Annotated in this window: 12 protein-coding genes; 8 read left to right on the top strand and 4 right to left on the bottom strand. The window is 45.0% G+C overall.

Annotated elements, in window-relative coordinates; translation table 11 throughout:
- The first annotated feature begins 2 nt into the window (after positions 1-2).
- The 4 genes from rfbC (at position 3) to ACSX1A_RS09350 (ending at position 4,052) form a co-directional block, all read left to right on the top strand.
- On the top strand, positions 3-548 hold the full coding sequence (gene rfbC, locus ACSX1A_RS09365; RefSeq protein WP_439883368.1) for a dTDP-4-dehydrorhamnose 3,5-epimerase: 546 nt from the start codon (positions 3-5) through the stop codon (positions 546-548).
- A gap of 67 nt (positions 549-615) precedes the next feature.
- Positions 616-1,971, top strand: coding sequence for an NAD(P)H-dependent oxidoreductase (locus ACSX1A_RS09360; RefSeq protein WP_439883367.1), 1,356 nt, complete (start codon positions 616-618; stop codon positions 1,969-1,971).
- A 69-nt stretch (positions 1,972-2,040) separates the two neighbouring features.
- The gene (locus ACSX1A_RS09355; protein WP_439883366.1) at positions 2,041-2,823 is read left to right on the top strand and encodes a nucleotidyltransferase family protein; all 783 of its coding nucleotides are present in this window, start codon (positions 2,041-2,043) and stop codon (positions 2,821-2,823) included.
- 11 nt (positions 2,824-2,834) lie between these two features.
- On the top strand, positions 2,835-4,052 hold the full coding sequence (locus ACSX1A_RS09350) for a glycosyltransferase family 4 protein (protein WP_439883365.1): 1,218 nt from the start codon (positions 2,835-2,837) through the stop codon (positions 4,050-4,052).
- Positions 4,053-4,068: 16 nt separating this feature from the next.
- On the opposite strand, the gene ACSX1A_RS09345 is transcribed toward ACSX1A_RS09350, so the two are convergent.
- Genes ACSX1A_RS09345 through ACSX1A_RS09335 form a run of 3 tightly spaced genes read right to left on the bottom strand, consistent with a single transcriptional unit; the run spans position 4,069 to position 7,974 of the window.
- On the bottom strand, positions 4,069-5,313 hold the full coding sequence (locus tag ACSX1A_RS09345; RefSeq protein ID WP_439883364.1) for a glycosyltransferase family 61 protein: 1,245 nt from the start codon (positions 5,311-5,313) through the stop codon (positions 4,069-4,071).
- Between the two features lie 42 nt (positions 5,314-5,355).
- Positions 5,356-6,495: an alginate O-acetyltransferase AlgX-related protein gene (locus ACSX1A_RS09340; protein WP_439883363.1), complete on the bottom strand. Its 1,140-nt coding sequence runs from the start codon at positions 6,493-6,495 to the stop codon at positions 5,356-5,358.
- A 3-nt stretch (positions 6,496-6,498) separates the two neighbouring features.
- A complete protein-coding gene (locus tag ACSX1A_RS09335; protein WP_439883362.1) occupies positions 6,499-7,974 on the bottom strand; it encodes an MBOAT family O-acyltransferase in 1,476 nt (491 codons plus the stop codon).
- A 345-nt stretch (positions 7,975-8,319) separates the two neighbouring features.
- Here ACSX1A_RS09335 and ACSX1A_RS09330 point away from each other — a divergent pair, with 345 nt between their 5' ends.
- The 4 genes from ACSX1A_RS09330 (at position 8,320) to ACSX1A_RS09315 (ending at position 20,338) form a co-directional block, all read left to right on the top strand.
- Entirely contained in the window at positions 8,320-12,864 is a 4,545-nt protein-coding gene (locus ACSX1A_RS09330) for an Ig-like domain-containing protein (protein WP_439883361.1), read from the top strand.
- A gap of 6 nt (positions 12,865-12,870) precedes the next feature.
- Positions 12,871-13,866 (top strand): PorP/SprF family type IX secretion system membrane protein, encoded by a 996-nt coding sequence (locus tag ACSX1A_RS09325; RefSeq protein WP_439883360.1) that lies wholly within the window; start codon positions 12,871-12,873, stop codon positions 13,864-13,866.
- A gap of 313 nt (positions 13,867-14,179) precedes the next feature.
- Positions 14,180-16,531, top strand: a complete 2,352-nt coding sequence (locus ACSX1A_RS09320; protein WP_439883359.1) for a LamG-like jellyroll fold domain-containing protein — start codon at positions 14,180-14,182, stop codon at positions 16,529-16,531.
- Between the two features lie 249 nt (positions 16,532-16,780).
- Positions 16,781-20,338 (top strand): PQQ-dependent sugar dehydrogenase, encoded by a 3,558-nt coding sequence (locus ACSX1A_RS09315; protein ID WP_439883358.1) that lies wholly within the window; start codon positions 16,781-16,783, stop codon positions 20,336-20,338.
- An 81-nt stretch (positions 20,339-20,419) separates the two neighbouring features.
- On the opposite strand, the gene ACSX1A_RS09310 is transcribed toward ACSX1A_RS09315, so the two are convergent.
- Positions 20,420-23,560 (bottom strand): PA14 domain-containing protein, encoded by a 3,141-nt coding sequence (locus ACSX1A_RS09310; protein WP_439883357.1) that lies wholly within the window; start codon positions 23,558-23,560, stop codon positions 20,420-20,422.
- Between the last annotated feature and the right edge of the window lie 460 nt (positions 23,561-24,020).

Genomic DNA, 24,020 nt, shown 5'->3' with positions numbered 1-24,020 from the left:
GCATGATATTTACAGAAACAAAATTAAAAGGTGCTTTTATCATTGATGTAAAGCGCCTGGAGGATGAACGTGGTTTTTTTGGCCGTTCTTTCTGCCAGGATGAGTTTGAGAAGCATGGCCTGAGCAATGATGTGAGACAAACTAATGTGTCTTACAATAAAAAGAAAGGTACTTTACGCGGAATGCATATGCAGTTGGCTCCAAACGAAGAGTCGAAACTGGTTCGCTGTACCAGAGGGGCTATTTATGATGTGATCATCGATATGCGTGAGGAATCTGAAACATATAAACAGTGGATCGGGGTAGAACTTACCGCTGACAATTATAGAATGCTGTTTGTGCCAGAGGGATTTGCGCACGGTTTTATCACGTTAGAAGATAACACTGATGTAACCTACCAGGTAACCGAATTCTATACACCGGGTGCTGAGAAAGGTATCCGATGGAATGATCCTGCCTTTAACATCCAATGGCCAATTGAGCCGGTTGTGATCTCTGATAAGGATCAGGCACACCCAGACTTCGAGAAGGCATTGTCGCAAGTATAAAAAGGAAGCTGCTGATATATATGTCGGTAGCTTTTTTCTCTTTAACACCTAAATTTTAAATAAGAACATGATAATAGTAGATACAGCCCTTGCCAAGCGTCACGCCGACAATAACCCTGTAAGGGTTGCCATGGTGGGTGCAGGCTTTATGGGTAGAGGCATTGCGCTGCAGATATGCAAGTATGTGCAGGGGATGGAATTGGTTGCCATCTCAAACCGGAAATTAGAAAAAGCAAAACAAGCTTATACTGATGCCGATGTGCTGGATGTGCAGGAAGTGAGCGACGTGTCGCAGCTTGAGGAGAACATACGCCAGGGCAAGTTCAGCGTTACGGATAACGCTATGTTGCTTTGTGAGGCTGAAGGCATTGATGCTGTGATCGAAGTGACTGGTGCTGTGGAATTTGGCACCAATGTAGCCTTACGCGCTATCAAAAACGGCAAGCACATTATTATGATGAATGCTGAAGTAGATGGTACAGTAGGGCCTATTCTGAAAGTGTATGCTGACAAGGCAGGGGTGGTATTCACAAATGCCGATGGTGACCAGCCTGGCGTAGAGATGAACCTATACCGGTTTGTTAAAGGTCTGGGAGTGAAGCCGGTACTGTGTGGTAATATCAAAGGCTTGCATGACCCTTATCGTAACCCCACTACTCAGGAAGGATTTGCCAAGAAATGGGGACAGAACCCAGCCATGGTAACTTCATTTGCTGATGGCAGTAAAATTTCTTTTGAGCAGGCAATTGTGGCAAATGGCACTGGCATGCGCGTTGGCAAACGCGGTATGCATGGGCCAACCGTGCCAAGCGGAACGCCGCTGAAGGATGTTGTACAAAGCCTGTACCCATTGGATGAGCTAACAGAAGGGCCGGGTATTGTGGATTACATAGTAGGAGCAGAGCCGGGACCAGGCGTTTTTATACTTGGTACACATGATCATCCTACGCAACAGCATTACCTCAACCTGTATAAGCTTGGCGAAGGACCATTGTATCTCTTCTATACACCATACCATTTGTGTCACTTCGAAGTGCCTAACACGGTGGCACGTGCGGTGCTGTTTAACGATGCTGCACTTACACCAATCGGCAAACCTTACGTAGAAGTAGTGGCTACAGCCAAAACTGATCTGAAAGCTGGTCAGGTAGTGGATGGCATCGGACATTACATGACCTACGGTTTATGTGAGAACGCTGATACTTCAAATTCACAGAACCTGCTGCCTTTGGGTGTTGCAGAGGGCTGTGTCCTAAAAAGAGATATTCCGAAAGATCAGGTGTTGACCTATGATGACGTTGTACTTCCGGAAGGTAGATTAGTTGATGCATTACGCGAGGAGCAGAAGCAGTATTTTGCTGATTCAGATTCTTCTTCAAGAGAGAAATTGTTGTCGCAGCTCGAAACAGCATCTTCAATCTAATAAGTTTTAACTGCAAGCAATGATGCGCACCGCACCTTTAATCGTTGCGGTGCGCATTGTTTTTTTAATATGATAACACCTACTGTAGTTGGCCTGATACCCGCTGCCGGTTCTGCGAGCAGGCTACAGCCTTTGCCTTGTAGCAAAGAGCTTTTTCCCGTAGGCTTTGAAACGCAAGATGAGGGGCAGCAGCTCCGGCCTAAGGTAGTATCTGCTTATCTTTTAGAACAAATGCAGAAAGCAGGTGCCCGGCAAGTATATTTTATACTTCGCAAAGGCAAATGGGATATTCCTGCTTACTTTGGAGATGGAAGCCAACTGCAGTTACACCTGGCTTACCTCATTATGAAGCGCCCTTATGGTGCTCCTTATTCTTTGGATCAGGCAAATGCTTTTGTAAATGATAAAACGGTCCTTTTTGGGTTTCCGGATATCTTGATAGAGCCCAAGGATGCATTCGGGAAACTGCTGCAGCGTCAGGTGCAAACAAGAGCAGATGTGGTGCTGGGAGCTTTTGCTGTGCATGACACCAGTAAATGGGATATGCTGGAACTGGAGCAGGATGGCCAGGTAAAGCACGTTTATCCGAAAACAGTAAAACCTGAATTGAAGTATGGCTGGGCTATGGCGTGTTGGTCACCGCGTTTTACGCAGTTTATGCACCGCTACCTGGAACAGGAATACCAGCAAATGCAGGAGAGCAAGACTGAAAGAGAAGTGAGTGTCGGAGAGGTCGTACAAGCAGCTATACAGAACGGTTTAGTAGTGCAAAGCGTATGCTTCCACAGCGGGAACTGCCTGGATGTGGGTACATCTGAAGATCTACGTACTGCTATCCGAAAACTTACCTGAATCACCCTTACATGCGCATACTGATCATACATAATCATTACAAAGAAGTAGGCGGAGAAGACACGGTCTTTTTTGCAGAGGCAGCTTTACTGGAAGAACACGGGCATGAAGTGCAAAAACTTGCGTTGTCAAATAAAGAAGTAAATACAATCTCAGAAAAGCTTGGAGCCGCTTTTGGCGTGGCGTATAACTGGAGCAGCGCCAGAAGGATAGAAGAAAGTATAAAGACCTTTCAGCCGGATGTGGTGCATGTCCACAATTTCTTTCCGCTGGTATCACCAGCCGTTTTTTATATATGCCATACCTATAAGGTTCCTGTGGTTATGACACTGCATAACTACCGCCTGATCTGCCCCAGTGCCTTACTACATTATGATGGAGAGTTGCAGATGGAGAACGTACAGAAGGTGTTCCCGCTGAAACCCATACTAAAAGGTGTCTACAGAAACTCTGCTTTTCAAACGGCCTCCGTTGTACTAACAACCGGTATACATAAAGTTATAGGAACCTGGCGCAATAAGGTAGACAAGTATATCGCGCTAACGCCGGGGGCTGCAGATCTTTTTAAAGATTCTTCGTTAAATCTGAGGCAGGAACAGGTAGCTGTGAAGCCAAACTTTACAGCAGATCCAGGACTTGGGGAAGAGGAACGGGATGACTACTTCCTGTACATTGGCCGACTTACGCCCGAGAAAGGTATAGACACACTACTTAAAGCGCATCAGCTTCAAAACTTTAAGCTCAAAATTATTGGCGACGGACCTTTAAGGGAACAGGTGCAGCAATATGCAGCTGCACATCCGGATACTGTTGAATACCTGGGTTTTCAGAAGCGTGAAGTAGCAATGAGTATCTTAAAAAAAGCTAAAGCGCTTATCTTTTCTTCTGAATGGCTGGAGACTTTCGGTATGACCATTGTAGAGGCTTTTGCTACCGGAACGCCTGTTATTGCCGCTAAAATTGGAGGTGCTGCACACCTGGTGCAACATATGTACAACGGCCTGCACTACACACCTCAGCAGCCAGCTCAACTACAGGAGCAGGTACAGTTGCTGCAACAGGATAATGCTATTGCCACGGAGCTCTCACACAATGCCAGGTTTACCTATGAACAAGCGTTTACAGCTGAGGTAAATTACCGTCAATTGATAAAAATTTATGAAGATGCAGTCAGGCAAAAAAAGAGTCCTGCTTCTCCCGGACTAGCCGTAAAAGCAGGACTCCTCTAATTTTTGTGCTTAGGATTTATGCCACTTCGGCTTGTTTTGATGTGCTTGTTTTCCGGTTAGATGTTTTTTCTAAAATAGTCAAAACTTTGTCAATTTCTACGTTCAGGTGCTCACGCTGCCCCTGGCTGGCATTCTTTACCTTTCTGTTGCTTTTGCAGATGATGTATTCATAATCGAGCCCGATTTTAGTGGCAATATCATAGAATGGTTCTATCACAAAGCCTTCATTAAATATCTCAATCATCTTAGTGCCTGGCTTACAGAAGAACATGCTGATCAGTCCTGCTCCGGTAGCTCCCAATACTACTTTTGCCTGAGAGAACAATCTTATCTTTTCTTTAATGCTTAGCTGGCTCGACACAACAGTTCTGAAACCATATGGTTCAAGGGCTTTCAATAACTCCTTCTCGTTCAACACATTCCTGATGTTGGAGTCGCAACGGCTTACATATATGTAAGGTGACTCAGGGGTAATCACCTCGCTTGTATCCTCATTAGCTGCCAGGAACGAGTCCTGGATGTAATCACAAAGCCAGTTTGGTACGAGCGTATGACTACCACGCGGTGCCGTAGATGCAATGATGCGATCTGCTACTATATGTGGGTGCTTGTCTCCTGCAATCAGCTTATCTGCAGGTATTCCAAGCAGCTCCAGCGTTTCAACCTGGAAATCATAGCGTAAGCTGGGTACCAGGAACCAATCAACCTGCTCATATAAGCCGCTCTTTTTAAGCAGGTGTAGGCGCGGTAGTACATCTAAAAACCAATGGCCAATGTTATTTACCCCGGCTCCGCCAGTAAGTAAAGAGAACACCGTGCCTTCATATTTCTCAGGTACAGTAAAGAAGCGTTGTTCAAATATGTTATTAAAATTAGGCTCTGTTACTTTGCCGCTAACCAGGCTGAGCGATACGTTTTCTATTACGCGGTTATAGCAAGAGACTACGGCAACACTACTTTCATTATCAGTATAAACCCTGCCATTGGGGGCTTCCACCACCATGTAGTTGGTGCATACCTGGCGCTTAGGTTTCCAGTAGTCAGAACAAGCATGATAAAGCCCTTCCGATATGTTTAACTTTGTTTCGTAGTGGGGGTACACGTGGTGAACTGTGATCTCACGGGGGTTATTCTTAAGCGGCTCCTCGATGTTTATATTACAGACCCCGCCGGGTTTTAGGCGGGAATTAAATGGAATCAGCCGACCTAATATCTTTTTAGTCCGGTTAATTCCCTTCTGATAAAAGGATTTTATATGCATGGGTGTAGTTTAAATTTGAGATATACCTATATTTTGAAATAACTATTTGCTTATACGCTTTTGATCGGCGTAGTTCACAAAAAAACTTTCATTTTTATCTGATTCCTGTGTCTGGCCCTGTACCCGTTGTGTTACAAGGTTAGCAGCTACTTCTACAGCAACGTTGTTCCAGTGAGCATCATCTACCGGATATAGTGCGACATTATTTTCCTGGTGCAATTGTTCAAAGTTTGTTTGCATATCAACTACCGCGACATCTCTCTTACGCAACTCAGCCATTAGCCTTGGTAAAAAGTCAGGTTTCTTTTTGGAAGGGAGCATCTTATAATAAATGTTCTCTTTGTTGGGGATAGGTAAAAACAGGAACTTAATTCCGCGCTCCTGCAGTGCGAGCTTATACCCCTCCAGCACATCGGCGATCTGCTGTACTTCCTGCTCACTAAACGTACGGTTAGCGATTTCACCTTCTATAAAGAACTCATTATTGTAATTGATGTACTGTCTGTTTGCCAGCTTTCTGTCTATTGTGGCGAGTGTTTTGTGGTATAGGCCCAGCTTTGAAATACGATCAGCTGTAACTGCCAGCCATGTTAAAAAGCCTGAGGAGTTTATGATGTTGCCGGTCATGTTCCGGATCCGGGAGTTTATACCATTTTCACCTACTGCCGGGAGTTCAGGTATACGCCTTTCAATGCTTGATACGATCACCAGTTCCGGGGGCTCTTGCTGAAAGCGATCGGTAGCCAGAAAACGATTTACAGTAGCAGGCGCAAACGAATACACATCCTTTTTTATCTTCCTCTCCAGTACCTCAGCAAGTGTTTCTTCCTGCGACAGCTTTGCACCAGTTATATTGGAATCACCAATCAAAAGTACCTCGCACTTGGTGTCGCGGTTACGATATCCGTATTCATCTGTGTACCATTCTACCACTCTTTTCCGAGCAAAAGGAGTATGGGGTGCCAGTTCTCCTTCTTCTTCCATCTGCATATGTATGTTGGGGTAAAAAGGCCCGGACATTACACGCATCTTATTCACGGATATAGTTTCCCAGATTCTGAAAGTGAAGAAATTCATTGGTAGAACAAATACTTCAACAAGTGGCCAAACCAAGAAAGGGAGTGCAAGTAAGGTTAGTTTCCTCAGCAGCCTCATCACACCTTTGTTTTTTATAACCTTCATATCTTAAAACTGGAAGTAAATAAACTCTTGATTACCAAATTGCCCGAACAGCAGCACTGCTAATATAGCCAGGTAATATACGCTCCATCTTATCCAGGCGGGGCGCTGCAGGATAAGTTGTGAAACACTGCCATTACGCTGGATAAGGTGCACTGTTTCCATCAGAATAATGGACAATACGGACACAACGAATATTTTTGCACCCTGATCCATGAACACAGCATGTTCTATATCCAGGGCGAACAGCTGTTGCACGTTGCCTGTGCTGCTTACCATGTGTCCGATTATATAAAGTGCGTCTGCTAAGCTGTTAGCTCTAAAAAACACCCAGGAGAAGCAAACAAGTATAAAAACACTTAATACCTGTGCCCATTTATAAAGTGTAGGATGATCAGTCAGGCCAATTTTGCGTGCGAAGACATCGCGTTGCTTAGCGGTTACTATCGCGAATACGAGGTAAAACCCATGCAGGGCACCCCAGATCACAAACGTCCAGTTGGCACCATGCCAAAGTCCGCTTACCAGAAAGGTGAGGAACAGGTTGTAGTACCAACGCCATTTTACCACCCGGTTACCACCTAACGGAATGTAAAGGTAGTCGCGGAACCAGGTAGAAAGTGAAATATGCCAACGGCCCCAAAATTCAGAAATCGATTTAGAAAAATAGGGGCTTCTGAAGTTTTCCATCAACCTGAAGCCCATTACTTGAGCCGCGCCGATAGCTATATCAGAATAGCCTGAAAAGTCGCAGTAAATCTGGAACGCAAAGAATACTGTAGCAATGGCAAAGGAAATACCTTCAAAATCTGTAGGATTGTTATATACCTGGTTTACCAGTACAGCCAGGTTGTCAGCGATAACTATTTTTTTAAAAAGACCCCAGGCCATGCGACGTAAGCCAGCCACAACACGGTTGTAGTTAAAGTCATGACTCTTGTGTAGCTGCCCCAGCAAGTTTCCGGCACGCTCGATAGGCCCTGCTACAAGTTGAGGGAAAAAAGAAATGAAAAGTGCAAAGATCCCCAGATGCTTTTCAGCTTTTATACGCCCATGATACACATCTATACTATAGCTCATGGTCTGGAAGGTATAGAAGGAGATACCCATGGGCAGTAGTAGCTCAAAGGCAGGCATGGCATACGGTACACCTAAGGCCAAGGCAGCTTCGTGTGCACTCTCATTAAAGAAGTTATAATATTTGAAAAGCAGTAGAACCGAAAGGTTAGCTATTAAGCTGATGTACAGGTATGGTTTCCGCTTATCCTTTTCTTCATCACTGTACTTGTCCATGGCACGTCCGCACAGGTAGTCTACAGCAGTAGAAGCCACCAGGATAATGGTGTATGCAGGCTTCCAGGACATGTAGAAGTAATAACTTGCCAGAAGAAGTATGATCCATCTTCTGTTGTGCGGGGTTAAAAAGTAGAGGGTAACTACTACCGGGAAGAATATGAAGAATTCAGTAGAGTTAAATAACATATGAGATCTGTTAAGGGTGCTTAAACTGATGGTGCAGAACGTGTCGGTACGGGTTATCTCTTCTTTTGCCTTCTAATCGGAGCAGTGATCAGAAGTAGGATCCCCCGTTATTATTCATTTATATAGAAATTGGGTAAAAAGGTTGGGCATTTCGCCAAATATTTTTTTTAAACAATATAGAAACTTCGCAATAGTATGATTATACGTAAAAGTGTCGGACTATAAATAGGAAGTATAATGTTTAAATTGCATTATCAGGGGTTTGCTGATTTATTTGTTAAAACTTTAATATATTAATATCGTTAGAGAGGGGGTTCGTAACCATAAGATACCTAACCCTTACGTATGCCCGAGTTTTACAAGCACTGGCTACTTCGCCCTTTTGCTGTTATATTGTTTATCGCTTTACCTGGCGGTGCTTTTTCCATGTCCAATCATGTTGCGGCACCCCTAATTTCCCTGGCATTGGCAGCTCCCACGCTGCAAGCCCAGCCATCTTTAGTTGGCGCTATTTCAGTTCGTTGGTCGCAGGTAAGTAGCGCGACAGGTTATGTACTGGAAATGTCAACTTCAGGGGATGATGCTACTTTTATCCCGCTAAAAACTTTTGGATCTTCAGAAACTACCTTCAGGCATACCGGCCTCTATTATAATCAAAAAATTTACTACCGTATAAAAGCCCTTGGTTCAGGGGTACAATCACCTTATAGTGCTATAGCAAGTGCAACCACACATGCACAAAGTAAGGTGTTTAACATTATGCCCCTCGGTGATTCCAATACCGAGGGCGGCAGTAGCACCATGGCTACAGATCAGAAAGCTTCTTACAGATCTAAATTAGAACAGCTTCTTAATGGCTCATCCTCAAAAGGACACTATGATTTTGTGGGGGGCGAGCAGTCGGGAAGCGCCTACGTGACAGATGTGGATCATGCAGGACTGGGTGCCGCACGTAACGAAGACATTGTTTCGCTGCTTAGATACGGCTCTTATGAGCGATGGTATGATAAAAAGCACATGGGCTTAGATTACACGGCGAACTACCTGGAAGTTTTCTCACCAGATATTATCCTGCTGCACTTAGGCACCAACGACATCAGTAATGAGGGCGTGGATAATTCTCAGATCTCTATAGATAACATGAAGTTGATCCTGGATGAGATAGACAAGTATGAGCAGAAAACCGGGAAAGAAGTAACAGTGATACTGGCTAAAATTATCCAAACGGTTTGTACCCCAGACTTCTGTTATAAAGGGGATTCGGGGACCAAGAATGATATCATAAACATCTATAACAGCAAAATTGAAGCCCTTGCCAATCAGCGCATCAGCAACGGAGACAGGTTAATTTTAGTTGACATGGCTGATGCGGGTATTATTTATCAGTTTGAGGACCATGGGGGTGAGATGGCAGACCCGATGCACCCTACACTGGCTGGGTACAATAAGATGGCCCCAATCTGGTTTGCTGAACTTGATAAACTACTGAACACACAGCCACAGGCACAGGATACGCAGGCTCCCGAAACTACAATTACTTCAAAACCTGATGCTCAGTCAAACAGTGTTTCCGCCTCGTTCAGCTTTACAAGTAATGAGCCAGGGGTGCTTTACCAGGTAAGCCTGGATGGAGCTCCGTTTATTTTTTCAAGCAACCCTTATACTATAAGCGGCTTGTCAGAAGGAAATCATACACTCCAAGTGCGGGCAATAGATAAAGCAGGGAATGTGGATCCTACACCTGCAGCCTATACCTGGCTTGTGGATACTAAAGCACCTGCGGCTCCATTAGTACAGGTTCCAACAGAAAATGTACTTTTAAATAACAACAAACCAACGATAAGCGGAACTGCAGAAGCAGGCGCTACAGTATCAGTATCTGAGGGCAACACGCAACTTGGTATTACTACTGCCGCTGCTAACGGGGCCTGGAGCTTAGTGCCAGCTGTTGCCCTTGCCGAAGGAAGTCACCAGATTTCAGCCAAAGCAACTGATGCCGCCGGCAATACCAGTAGTGCCAGCGCTAGCAGAGGTTTTTCTATTGACACAAAGGCACCTGAAACAACCATCACCTCCGGCCCACCTGCGGTTTCCGGAACCACAGATGCTGTTTTTAATTTTTCAAGCTCTGAAGCTAATGTAACCTATCAGGCAAGTATAAATGGTGCCGCCTTTAAGGTTGTCACAAATCCCTTCCAACTCTCCGGACTGTCAGATAGCAATAATGAGTTAAAAGTAAAGGCAGTAGATGCAGCGGGCAACGCAGATTTATCTCCGGCTACTTATAGTTGGGTTATAGATACCAAAGCCCCGGATGCGCCGGTCATATCCTATGTTTCAGAAGATAGAGGGCCAGTGGCAGATGATGGTGTGACTAACGCAAAATCTATCAAGTTAACAGGTGAAGCAGAGGGTGGTACAGAAGTAACTGTCTTTAGTTTAGGCAAAGAAATAGGGCGTGTAAAAGCGACAGCCGCAGGAACCTGGACCTATGATTTTGGTTCGGCCACGCTTGCAGAAGGTACCTATCATTTCACAGCCAAAGCAACAGACGCAGCTGGCAACACCAGTGTTTCCAGTGCTGATTTTATAGTAAAGATTGATCTTACGGCACCTGCCGCGACACTTTCAGCTGATAGTGAAAGTCCGGTGAGTGGCGCTTTTATGGTAAGGGTGATTTTTACAGAGGAAGTTTTTGGATTGGATATCTCAGATTTTAAGGTTACAAACGGCAGCCTAAGTGGGTTAAAATTGATAAGTGACGCTACGTATGAGGTAAAAGTAACACCGGCTGCTGATGGCACGGTTGCCATCAGTCTACCAGGAGGCAAAGTAACTGACCTTGCCGGAAACCAGAATGCAGCTTCAGAAAGTATAGCATTAATTTACGATGCCACGGGGGCTGAAATAGTACTTGCTTCTGACGCACCGGCTACTATAAATAAGGCTTTTACAGTAACATTTACTTTTAGCGAAGCCGTTACTGGTTTTACAGTTGCAGATATTAGCGTGGGTAATGGAGCAGCCAACAATTTCTCGGCTCAAAGTGCCACAACTTATACAGCGCTGATAAATCCGGAAACAGACGGTGAGGTTAGTGTAAGGGTTGCCGCTGATGTAGCTTTTGATGAGGCTGCTAACGGAAATACAGCATCTGCTGAACTTAAGCGGTTGTATGATACAAAAAGGCCGGACATTACCTTGAGTACCTCCGCAGCCAATCCGCTTAACAAACCATTTACTGTTAACATCAACCTTACAGAAGCTGTTGCCGATTTAGAGCTTGCAGATATTACGGTGAAAAATGGAGCCGCCTCGCAACTAAACAAAACAGGGAATACATCCTATACTGTACTGATCACCCCTGCAGCAAGCGGTGAAGTAGAGGTTAGTATAGCTGCAAACATGGTGCACGATCCTGCGGAAAACGGGAACACTGCGTCCAACTCCCTTCATGTTGATTATGATGCGGGTCGTCCTGCTGTTACTCTCAGCGCTGATGCAGCTGGTATAACGAACGCACCTTTTACGGTAACATTCAAGATCAGCGAAGGCATTGAAGATTTTGACATGGCAGACATAGTGCTCACTAATGCAACAGCAGAGGATTTATCACAGGTTAGTCCAAGTGAATATACAGTGCTTATCAGGCCGGCAAGTGAAGGGCAGGTGAAAGTAAGTATGCCAGCTGATAGGGTGCATGATGTTGCCGGAAACGGAAATACTGCCTCCAATATACTGGAAATACGTTACGATGCCGTGGCGCCTGCTGGTTATGCTGTTTCCTTCACTGTAGATCAGATAGATGTAAGGAATCACAAACAAGTTTCTTTTGAGGTTACAGGGGCTGAGAAAGGGGCAACTTATACTTTTAAGATAAGCAGCAGCAATGGGGCTGAAGAAGTAACTGGTAGTGCAACAGTTGCCAACACAACGTTCACTGTTTCTGATCTGGACCTATCTCATTTAAGTGATGGTACGATAACAGTTGTTTTTTATTTAGTGGATGACGCTGGCAATAAAGGCGCAGAAGTAAAAGATGAAGCACAGAAGATCACAAGAAATGTTGTGGCAGTGCATTCATTTGATGTTATGAAAGTGCCTTTTAAAACCAAGTTTACGCAGCTTAATTTACCGGACAAGGCACAAGTGACTTATGCAAACGGTGAGGAGGAGGAGCTCAAAATCGTTTGGGAAGAGGGCAAGTATAATGGGAATAAGCCTGGCCAGTATGTATTGACAGGTCATTTGGAACTACCCACAAATTCTACCAACACGAATAATATTGCCGCTTCAATTACTGTGGAGGTAGCTCCTAACAAACCTCCTACAGCAATTCACTTTAGCTCTGCAACATTTAAACCGGATCTTCAGCCGGAGGAACCGATTGGTAGTTTCTCAACCACCGACCTGGATGATGCTGATTTTACCTATGCCTTAGTGAGCGGAGCAGGGGATACCCACAACGATCTGTTCGAAATAATTAACAATGAACTTTATCTGAAGTCAAACCAAGGGCTTTCCGGCACATCAGATTTTACGATACGTGTAAGAAGCACAGACCCTTATCAGAATAAGATCGAAGCCAATTTTACGCTACAAAAATCGCTGTACCTGGGCTTCAAAAAAGTAGAGCTCGTTAATGCCTTTTCACCGGATGGCGATGGTATAAACGATACCTGGAAGATTCCGGAGCTAAAATATTTTAATGAAGTGGAGGTAGAGGTTTTTGATAGAGCCGGGAACAGATTATTCCATACTACAGATCCGGAGGAAGGATGGAACGGCCAAGGCAAGGACGGACAAGTAAAGCAGGGGGCTTATTTTTATATCATTCAGGTTAAAGAGATAGGACTGGTACAGAAAGGGGTCGTTACAGTACTAAAATAATTAAAGATGAAGAAACTTATACTGGCGCTTTTTATGATTCTGATGGTTTGCCAGGCAAAAGCTCAGAGCAGAAAGCAAATAGCAAATTTCTCTCAGTATCAACATTACTATAACCCATCACTTACAGGTTTTAATGGTTCTGTTCTGAAAACCTTTTACCGCAATCAGTGGACTGGTTTTGAAGATGCGCCAAAAACCATATTTGCTTCTGCTGAACTGGATATGCAGCAGATTGGAAATAAAAGTAGGGGGTTTAATGTCAGTAACAGAGAAGCAAAAGATTATCAGCAATCATTAAATCCAAAGCACTCCCTGGGGTTGGCTATACTTCATGATCAGTTCGGTCCATCCCGTGAGACGCAGTTATTTTTAAGTTATGGCGCAGGTATCAGGCTGTCAGAAAAACTAAACCTGCGGTGGGGCACTGCCCTTACCTATAATTCCAACAAGCTTGATGGTAACAGCTTAACAGTGGACCAGGAAAATGATCCGAAATACAGAGATGTACTTGGCCACAGCAACGCGATCAGCAAAGTTGATCTTAACCTGGGTCTGGCGCTGTCTTCCTATAACTTCTACCTCGGATACGCGATGCAGGATGTAACAGAAGGGAAGTTTATCACATCAGGAGATGACTTCTTGAGTGGCTTGTATAACAGGCGGCATGTGGCACAAGCTGGTTATCGTGCAGGTATATCAGATCAGTTAGGCTTTGCCCTAAATGGGATTTATCAATACGACAAACAGAATCATGGCAGTGCAGAAGCGCAGGTAAAAGCCATTTACAACAACACTTTCTGGGTAGGTGGTGGATACCGGATTGATCAGGCATACAATATGGCAGCTGGAATACGCCTGGATCAACTCTCATTTGGTTATACTTATGAATCACCTGTACAGGAGTCCCAAACAATTCGTAAGGCCACCAATGAATTGACCATCAGCTATAACCTTATTTCATTTAAAAAGGCAAAACAGAATAAACAAGGTATGATCTGGTAGTTAATAATGACCTGCTAGCTAAAAAGCTGTCAAGTGGTTAACTCTAAAAATACGAAATCAGAGAAACAACGAGGTAATTAGCTATAATTCAATAGTTTCGGTTTTTTGTATAAAACCAATGCGTTGTAAAGTCGTAATATAAAGAGTTCCTAATAAATTAAAAATGGCATGTTTAAGGTAAGGTCTTACCAGCTCTTCCTTTTAGATGCCAACCCCAATGAATTCTGGTCCTTACCGCGATTAACAAAAAGCAGGCATAATAACAGAATTGTACTTTCTGTATGCTGTAGCTCTTTACTAGACCTTTCCGCCTATGACAACTATATACTGTTCTTCAAGCTATAACTCGATTGTTGGAAAGGCTGAAGAAAGAGGTTCCTCTATCTTTAACAGTTCTATCAATACAGTTACAGGTAATGTTAAATTCTTTCTGATAGCTCTCTTACTGTTTTTCTCATCTGTTACGCTTGCTAGCGCTCAGGCTAATTGCCCTACAGGGCTTGTCCATTATTTCGGTATGGATGAAGCTACTGCTGGCAACTCCTACAAAGACTATGTTTCTTCTACCTTAGCCACCTGTGATAACTGTCCTGCACCTGCAGAGGGTTTATTTGGTGGTGCACAGCAATTTGATGGAAATGACGATGGGCTGAAGATCACTTCAATTAATAATTTTGAATGGGGCCCCAATAGCGATTTTACGATCGAGCTGTGGATGCAGGTGTCAGGCAGTTCCTCTACAAACAGGGTGATGATGGGTAGGGTAGGCGTTGAATCCCGGATGATGTGGTGGATCGGTGTTGACGCTAAAGGCTACGCCGTATTTGAACTTTATGATCGTAATCGGAATGGTATCATTACAGGCGGCGATGGTGTAGGTAACAATCCTGTAAAGGTGAACGACGGGAAATGGCACCATATTGCTTTTGTACGTGATGGCAGATTAAGACGGAATAAGTTGTACGTAGACGGTTTTACCGTTGGAAATTTCGAGGCTGACTACACTGATAATTTTGAAAGTGCAGCTCCGGTAACCATTGCACATTTAGACTTAGACAGCAAATACCGCTTTAATGGTAAGTTGGATGAGGTGATGGTTTATAGCAGGGCACTTGAAGAAAATGAAATGCGATCCAGGTATAACAATGGAGCAGGCAACTATTGTGGCCCTCAGCAAGTGAAGCCTGTGATAGTTTCTGAGCCCATTACATTTGGAGTAGTCGGCCAGTCTTATATCTATGATGTTAATGCAACCGGTACTCCGGCTGCCACTTATACCTTGGTGGCTGCTCCTGCAGGCATGTCAGTCAATGCTTCGTCTGGTGAAATTGATTGGACGCCAGCATCAACCGGAACGTTTGACGTTCGTGTGAAAGCTGCCAACAGCGTAGGGGAGGCTACCCAATCTTTTAAAGTGGAGGTAAAGCAGAGTGACGGAGAAAAGGCAGGGCTGATACACCATTGGAATCTGCAGGAAACCAGCGGAAACGATTTCAAGGATTATTATACTCCCTACCTGGCCAGTGCTGAACAGGCTACGAGGCCTGCCCCTGTGCATGGAGCAGTTTCAGGTGGCCAGCATTTTGATGGTAAAGATGATGGCCTGAATGTAGCCAAGAGCTACAACTTTGACTGGAAAGCGAAAGATAGTTTTAGTATAGAGCTATGGATGCGAACGTCAGCGAGCACTGCAGGAAACAGGGTGCTGATCGGGCGTGATGGGAAGGATTCTGAAGTGCACTGGTGGGTTGGTGTTGATGGTTCAGGTCAAGCTGGGTTTAACCTGCTGGATATCTCCTGGCAGGGTATTTTTGTGGGGGGAAGCGGACCAGTGATAAATGATGGGAAGTGGCATCAGGTCGTAGCCGTACGCGACGGAAGCTCAGGGAGAACCGTGCTTTACGTAGACGGTGAGGTAAGAGCATCAGGAAGTTATACCTATCAGAACGGTTTTGCCAGTCGAACGCCTGTAAACATTGGTTATTTGTATGATGGAGGAGGTTATCACTATGAAGGAGACCTGGACGAAGTAAAGCTGTTTGGCCGCGTGCTTACACCGGAAGAGATCAGGGAACGGTACCAGTTAGTTTTTAATGCCTTAACTGAGTTGATCAGTTTTTCAGGAAAGTATGTTGAGGAAAGTTTGTTGCTAAAATGGGCAACAGCTGTTGAGGTAGATTGTAAGAACTTTGATGTGGAACGGTCTGCTGACGGAGAAAACTTTGAAAAGGTAGGAGAAGTTAGTGCAACCGGAAACAGTAACATACAGGTGGACTATGAGTTCACTGATACTGCACCCATACCCGAAAAATCTTATTACCGCCTGAAAGTGAATAATGTCAATGGGTCTTTTAACTACTCTAAAATAATTGAGGTGGAGGATAGAAAGCTCAATGCTTCAACATTTATAGTATATCCGAATCCAGCCACGCTTCAAAATGAAGTATCTGTTGAAATTACAAAAATGGAAATAGATGAGCAGGTAATGGTTTATATTTCTGATCTCTCAGGCCAAGTTCTTACAAAACAGGAGTTAACAGTTGACTCAAGTGGGAATCTGCAATTTACTATCCCTATAACAGACAATTTCCGATCAGGCATTTATAGTATATCCGTTACCAGTAGCCGTAAAACATTTAGTAGAAAATTAGTGATTGCGAAGTAATGCAGCGTGTTTTTCTGCTTTTTTATTGTATTAACTACGCCAGCAAACTATTTATTATTATTGGTAATATTATATTTTTTGATAATTTATTCATAGAACTATAGCCATATAGCTGCGTAAAGATACTGTAGCATTTAAAATATGACATATAGTAATAGGCTATTGAACCAGATCACTTCTGGCTTAAGTCTTTGAGTCACCTAATGGTGCCTTTAGCCTGATTGATTGTACTACCTAAAAAAATATAATATGACTGATCTTTACAAAAGTAGAGCTACCCTTTCTCCACTTTTTAAGTTAGTAAGAAAACTCACCGTACCATTCTTATTTAAATCTGAATTTTCTTTATCATTCAAGCTTCTTATTTTCCTTGGTTTTTTACTGGGGAGTCCCTCTGTATTTGCACAACCTGATGGGGTTGTTGAAGAGCAGATAGGTGGACAATGGGATGCTGCAGTTGGCCTTACTTTTTCTGATGATGGAAGCAGGATGTATGTTTGGGAAAAGGCTGGTAAAGTATGGATAGTAGAGAATGGTGTGAAATTGCCTACTCCGCTACTGGATATAAGTGAAGAAGTAGGTAACTGGGGCGACCACGGCTTACTGGGCTTCGCCCTCGATCCTGATTTCAAAAGCAACGGATACATCTACCTATTATATGTTGTAGATCGACATTATCTCCTCAACTATGGCACAGGTAGCTATAGCCCAACTGCCAACGAATATAATAATGCTACCATTGGCCGTGTTACCCGCTATAAAGTTAGAGAAGGTGGCCTTAGCACAGACATGTCAAGCAGAAAGATTCTGCTCGGAGAAAGTGTTTCAACGGGTATACCTATACTTTATGTATCGCATGGAGTAGGGTCACTGGTGTTTGGTGAAGATGGCTCTTTGTTGGTTTCAGCTGGCGACGGAGCTACGGCGAACGGGAAAGATACCGGTTGGAAGCCGGGTGATGTTACCGATAACTATGTGGAGCAGGGGCTTCAGGATGGAATATTGGCAGACATAAATAATGTGGGTGCTTTGCGTGCTCAGCAAATCAATTCGCTTAACGGAAAGATATTGCGAATAGACCCTGCAACAGGAAATGGCCTGCCATCAAACCCATACTATGATTCTGCCAAGCCCCGCGCAGCCGAATCAAGGGTGTGGGAACTGGGTTTGCGAAATCCTTTCCGATTTACTTTACGCCCAGGCACAGGAAGCGCCACACATCCGGGTACGTTATACATAGGGGATGTAGGCTGGCAGGACTGGGAAGAAATTAATGTCGCTTCAGAATCCGGGCTTAACTTCGGATGGCCGTTGTATGAAGGGCTGGAGCCGCAGCAGTATTACTATAATACTGGTTTGCCAACTCCAAACCTGAAGAACCCCTTGTACGGCACAGGCAGCTGTGACAGAGAGTACTTTTACTTTAACGAACTGATCCTGCAGCCAAAGGCAACAGAGGCGCCGTATTTTGGCAACTACTGTGACTGGAATACACCTATCCCAAGCGATATTCACACGTTTGTGCATACCAGACCAGCTATAGACTGGGCAAATGCCGCTGTAACCGATCCTACACCACCTGTTCCGATAACCAGAACCGGTACTTTTAATGGAGAAAATGCCGCAGTAGTTAATGTAGGGGCTCCCGGCTCACCTGTGACCGGTGAACCTTTTTATGGTAGCTCATCCACAGGCGGGATATGGTACACAGGCGATAGTATGCCGGCGGAATATCGTAATTCTTACTTCTTCGGCGACTATGGCGCCGGATGGATAAAAGTGCTGAAGTTTGACAGCAACAATAAACCAACTGCTATTAAAAGTTTTATTGATGACGGAGCAACTGTAACAGCATTTGCTCAAAATCCTGCGACTGGAGAATTATACTACATCAACTATGGAGCTCAGATAAAGAAAGTTTCTTTTTACAACGGCAACGTACCTCCTCAAGCAGTAGCAGAGGCTGATAAAATGTATGGTCAGAGCCCATTAACTGTTAGCTTCAATGGCAGCAAGTCAACCGATCCGGAAGGGGCGGCCCTAAGTTACTCCTGGAATTTTGGTGATGGCTCTGCTAATGTAACAACAGCAAACCCAACGCATACCTTTACAGCTACCGGACCAACATCTTATAATGTTGTCCTAACGGTAACAGATGCCGGAGGCCTGACGTCAACTTCGAAACTTGAAATAAGACTGAACAATACACCACCTGTCGTGCATATAGTAAGTCCTGCTGCGGGTACTAAATACCCCATGAACCAGCAAAGTACCTATGAACTTCGTGCGGATGTAACAGATGGAGAAGACACGGATGAAAAGCTGACCTATGAATGGGTGGTAGCATTACATCATAACACCCATTCACACCCGGAGCCAGCTATAAACGACCATGTAGGTTCTGCTACCATTGCCGCAGTGGGTTGTGATGGGGATACATACTTTTACAGGTTTAACCTAAAAGTAACTGATTCAGGAGGCTTATCAACCTCTGATTATGTCGATATTTACCCAAATTGCGCTGGACAGACAGTAGCTGCTGTGGCACTTACATCTCCAGCTAACAACAGCACCTTTGATGAAGGCGTACCGGTAAACCTTGACGTGAAGTTTTCTGATACCACGCGTCCGTGGTCAAAAGTAGAATACTTCAATGGCTCTGCGCTAATCGCTTCTATTGAGACGGCTCCTTTTAGCTATACCTGGCAGAACGTTGCAGCAGGTACTTATACTATCAAAGCCATAGCCACTGATGCAGAGGGGCATTCTTCGGAATCTGAAACGGTAACTATAGTAGTTGGAAATGGCGGGCAGTCTACTGCAAACCTGTCTGATTGTTTACCCGGACTGGTAAATTACTATGAGCTTGATGAAAAAGGCGGAAATAGTTACAAAGATGTGGCTTCTGCTTCTGATGCAACTTGTACAAATTGTCCTCAACCGGTCGATGCCGGGTTATTTGAGGGAGCACAGCGTTTTAATGGCTTAAATAATGCACTCGAAATTACTGATATATCAAACTTTAACTGGAGTGGGAATAGTAGCTTTAGCATAGGACTCTGGCTAAAAACCGACACCAAAGCAGCTGGCAATATGGTAATTATCGGGCGTGATGCTGCAGCTACGGATGCCGGTGTACACTGGTGGATTGGCCTCAACGAACAAAGACAAGCAGTATTCTCTTTGAAAGATGAAAATCATGCTGGTGCAGAGATTGGTGGTACAGGACCAGTGCTGAACGATGGAGTTTGGCATAATATTGTGGCAGTTCGGAACGGAAGTACTAACATGAACAGACTGTATGTTGATGGGGAGCTTATCCAGGAAGTACAGGTACAGTATACCGGAAATTTTGTGGATAATGCCAGCATCAATATTGGTTACCTGAATCGTTCTGGCGGTTTCTATTATGCAGGAGAGCTGGATGAAGTTAAGGTATACAACCGTGCCATTTCAGGAGATAAGATTAGAACGCGTTATAATAGTGGAAACGGTACTTACTGTGGTCAGTCAGCATTGGGTCTTACTGATAACAAATCATTTGATGGTACCTTTAACGTATTCCCGAACCCAAATCCCGGTCAGCAAATAAACATCGAGGTTTCTGGGCTTACTCCAGGTGAAGACACGGAACTTAGGCTAATAGATGTTACAGGTAAAACCGTGGCAGTACAATCTGCCAAAGCAGGCCCGAACGGATCAATTGTGAGGAGTTTATCATTTAGAGGAAAGCTCCCATCTGGTTTGTATAACCTGCTTTTATTTTCTTCTGAAAGGAAAATTAGCCGAAAAGTTATTGTTAATTAAATGCCATAATTATCTATAAAAGAAAAGGGCCTGTAACTTACAGGCCCTTTTCTTTTATAGATAATTATAGATTATTGAATTCTATTCTTTAATCACTTTAATGCTTTTACTATCGCCATGGCTATCAGTATACTTCAGTATATACAAACCACCCTTTAAGTTTACACCGGACAGGTTAAGTTCCAGAGTAGAGTTGATCAGCTCCAGGCTACCTTTCTCTTCGTAAACTACTCTTCCCGTCTGGTCAAGTAATACCACTTTCTGAAGTTGTACATCCTGATTGTTAAAGTCCAGGGTAATCATATCCTTAAAAGGATTTGGGTATGCTGTAGTGCCTTCAAAGTATAGCTCTGCGTCAGTGGTTTCCGAAGCTGATAAAGCTGAGATACCAGTGATATCAGTTGAAATAGGAGACAAATGCTTTCCGGCGATCGGCGCTTCCTTGGCGCCGCTTGGCAGCTGCCAGGCTACGGCCAGGTTGTCGCCACCGGCACCCTCTTTCATCAGGGCTTCGATGTAGTAGCGCTTGCCGGCAGCCAGGGTCACTTTCACCGACTGCTGCGTGCTGTACTTGGTCCACTCGCGTGGGTTGGTCCAGCCGTTCACAGAGGCCAGCCTTACTTTTTTAGCCGGATCTTCAGACGTGCTCAGGAAAAGCTCGGCACTGTTGTCGCCGGCGATCCAGAAGGTGTACTGGCCGTTTTCAGGCGCTGTCACGTAGCCACGGATGCGCTGGCCATAGTTGTCGCCTACATTGCTTGGAGCCTCAAAAAGAGTCAGCTCAGTAGTGCTGGTCGGAGCCTTGGTCAACGGGATGTCAGAGATACCTTCTCCGGCAACGCCTGCCCAGAACTCACGGGTGATCTTGCCAGTGGCCGCTACAGTAGTTGTGGTAGTCGGAGCAGTTGGTGCAGGCTCAGTAGTGGTGGTGGTAGCAGTGCTTCCCAGCTGAGACAAATGCTTTCCGGCGATCGGCGCTTCCTTGGCGCCGCTTGGCAGCTGCCAGGCTACGGCCAGGTTGTCGCCACCGGCACCCTCTTTCATCAGGGCTTCGATGTAGTAGCGCTTGCCGGCAGCCAGGGTCACTTTCACCGACTGCTGTGTGCTGTACTTGGTCCACTCGCGTGGGTTGGTCCAGCCGTTCACAGAGGCCAGCCTTACTTTTTTAGCCGGATCTTCAGACGTGCTCAGGAAAAGCTCGGCACTGTTGTCGCCGGCGATCCAGAAGGTGTACTGGCCGTTTTCAGGCGCTGTCACGTAGCCACGGATGCGCTGGCCATAGTTGTCGCCTACATTGCTTGGAGCCTCAAAAAGAGTCAGCTCAGTAGTGCTGGTCGGAGCCTTGGTCAACGGGATGTCAGAGATACCTTCTCCGGCAACGCCTGCCCAGAACTCACGGGTGATCTTGCCAGTGGCCGCTACAGTAGTTGTGGTAGTCGGAGCAGTTGGTGCAGGCTCAGTAGTGGTGGTGGTAGCAGTGCTTCCCAGCTGAGACAAATGCTTTCCGGCGATCGGCGCTTCCTTGGCGCCGCTTGGCAGCTGCCAGGCTACGGCCAGGTTGTCGCCACCGGCACCCTCTTTCATCAGGGCTTCGATGTAGTAGCGCTTGCCGGCAGCCAGGGTCACTTTCACCGACTGCTGTGTGCTGTACTTGGTCCACTCGCGTGGGTTGGTCCAGCCGTTCACAGAGGCCAGCCTTACTTTTTTGGCCGGATCTTCAGACGTGCTCAGGAAAAGCTCGGCACTGTTGTCGCCGGCGATCCAGAAGGTGTACTGGCCGTTTTCAGGCGCTGTCACGTAGCCACGGATGCGCTGGCCATAGTTGTCGCCTACATTGCTTGGAGCCTCAAAAAGAGTCAGCTCAGTAGTGCTGGTCGGAGTCTTGGTCAACGGGATGTCAGAGATACCTTCTCCGGCAACGCCTGCCCAGAACTCGCGGGTGATCTTGCCAGAGCCTGGGTTAGTAATAGTAGAAGGAGTAGTATCTGCAGTTGGAGCAGGCTCAGTAGTCGTTGTTGGCAATATTGAAGCAGTAGTGCCATTCGGACCTAATACTATTCCATTCTGAGTTAACTTTTGAGTCCAGAGCGTTAGTTCAGCAGCTTCAGTTACAACAGCAACAGCGCTGCCCGGTAAGAAAGTGTTGTTTGTAAAGGACGCGTTTTCGGCCACCGATACATCGTTTCTTTCATTATTATAACCCCAGGCTGTGATGCCGACTGTGTTGTTGTCAACGGAGTTGGCATAGGTGGTGTTTTTGTTATAGTAGTCTTTGCTCCACAGTCCGGAGGTGTACATGCTGAAGCGGGAGCCATCTTTAAAGGTGGCTGCGTTCACGGCCCGGTTGTGGTGGTAGCGAATGTTATTACCTCCAGCGATGCCCATAGAGTAGTTTCCGAGGTTAACCAACTGGTTGCCGTAGGCCTCTATGTAGGCTGGGCAGCTTGTGGCGTCCCCGTCTCCGTCGGTGATGATACCGCCACCTGAGTACTGAGTGGCCGTGTGCGGGATTGGGTATGCTCCGAAGATAAAGTTATCATGTATACGTATAGGAGCGCTGGACGTGCCGCGGGAGTTATAGATGTTGATGTTATCTTCCACAGCAGAATTACCCGCATCGTTGGTGACCTGGTTCCAGGCTACCTCCACGTGAGGAGCAGCATTTCGGAAGTTGAACTGCACGAACTGTGCAAAGGTCTTGCCTCCATATACACGACCGTCGATGTTCTTGGCAATGTTAAAGCGGATTTTGATGGTGTTGCTCGTAGAACCGTTACCCTCGTAACGCTGGCCGATGTAAATACCGGCTGTGTTTTCCATGTAGCAGTTCTCCACCACTATATTACGGAACACGTCTACGCCCAGGAAGCGACGAGCTTTCTTATAGTCTTTCCAGGGGGTAGGAGTAAGGCCGTAGCCGCGGGTGTGGCGTACAGTGATGTCAGCTGAGTTACCAAGAGAGCGGATTAGGGGACCTGCACCGCGGATGTTAGCGTTCAGGATCACTACCGGTTCGTTGGTGCGGATCTCAACGGCAGCCACTTCTGAGTCCCGAGACTCCCAGTTGCCGGTGTAGGTTCCGCCTTTGGTGATTACCAGAGGACCGCTGTAAGTTTGTGCGAAGGTTTTTTGGGATGGTAAAACACACACAATGAAGGTGAGCATCAAGGCAATAAATACCTGTCCAGCTCTCTTATTTACATAAGAGGTTAGTAAATTCATCTTCTTTGGCTAAAAGTTGAAAAGTTAAATTATTTTAATAGTTGAGCCTTTTGTGTCGTTGTTTTGATTCCTTTGGCGTATCCTCAAAACTACTAAGCTCTTAATCTCAAATGCTTTCTTTTAGAATGTGTGGCTAAATCATTAATATATAAGTTGTTGCAAATATATGTACTTAAAGTTTATAAATGCTAATAATTGCAGTTAAAAAACTGAAAAAAATTATATAATCATAGATAATTTATACTATTCGAGGAAGGGAAAAAGGCTGTTTGGTAGCTTTAAGGGAGGTTTTGGCCTAACGTATAATTTTTAAAAAGGTTGCTGGTATTAATAAAATTATATTGTTTTGTTGTGATAAAATTGCTAAAATATATTAATAAAAGGGTATTATGGGGTTTGGCTTTAAAGAGCGATTTTCAAAAAAATGTTATACGATGAGTGAGATAATTGCTAAATAATC

Source organism: Pontibacter sp. MBLB2868 (assembly GCF_051904785.1).
Lineage (GTDB): Bacteria > Bacteroidota > Bacteroidia > Cytophagales > Hymenobacteraceae > Pontibacter.
This window is presented reverse-complemented; position numbering and strand designations above follow the sequence as displayed.

Bases quoted from the DNA above. Each gene is read 5' to 3' on its own strand.
- rfbC (WP_439883368.1), top strand. From the start codon at position 3: ATGATATTTACAGAAACAAAATTAAAAGGTGCTTTTATCATTGATGTA.
- ACSX1A_RS09360 (WP_439883367.1), top strand. From the start codon at position 616: ATGATAATAGTAGATACAGCCCTTGCCAAGCGTCACGCCGACAATAAC.
- ACSX1A_RS09355 (WP_439883366.1), top strand. From the start codon at position 2,041: ATGATAACACCTACTGTAGTTGGCCTGATACCCGCTGCCGGTTCTGCG.
- ACSX1A_RS09350 (WP_439883365.1), top strand. From the start codon at position 2,835: ATGCGCATACTGATCATACATAATCATTACAAAGAAGTAGGCGGAGAA.
- ACSX1A_RS09345 (WP_439883364.1), bottom strand. From the start codon at position 5,313: ATGCATATAAAATCCTTTTATCAGAAGGGAATTAACCGGACTAAAAAG.
- ACSX1A_RS09340 (WP_439883363.1), bottom strand. From the start codon at position 6,495: ATGAAGGTTATAAAAAACAAAGGTGTGATGAGGCTGCTGAGGAAACTA.
- ACSX1A_RS09335 (WP_439883362.1), bottom strand. From the start codon at position 7,974: ATGTTATTTAACTCTACTGAATTCTTCATATTCTTCCCGGTAGTAGTT.
- ACSX1A_RS09330 (WP_439883361.1), top strand. From the start codon at position 8,320: ATGCCCGAGTTTTACAAGCACTGGCTACTTCGCCCTTTTGCTGTTATA.
- ACSX1A_RS09325 (WP_439883360.1), top strand. From the start codon at position 12,871: ATGAAGAAACTTATACTGGCGCTTTTTATGATTCTGATGGTTTGCCAG.
- ACSX1A_RS09320 (WP_439883359.1), top strand. From the start codon at position 14,180: ATGACAACTATATACTGTTCTTCAAGCTATAACTCGATTGTTGGAAAG.
- ACSX1A_RS09315 (WP_439883358.1), top strand. From the start codon at position 16,781: ATGACTGATCTTTACAAAAGTAGAGCTACCCTTTCTCCACTTTTTAAG.
- ACSX1A_RS09310 (WP_439883357.1), bottom strand. From the start codon at position 23,560: ATGAATTTACTAACCTCTTATGTAAATAAGAGAGCTGGACAGGTATTT.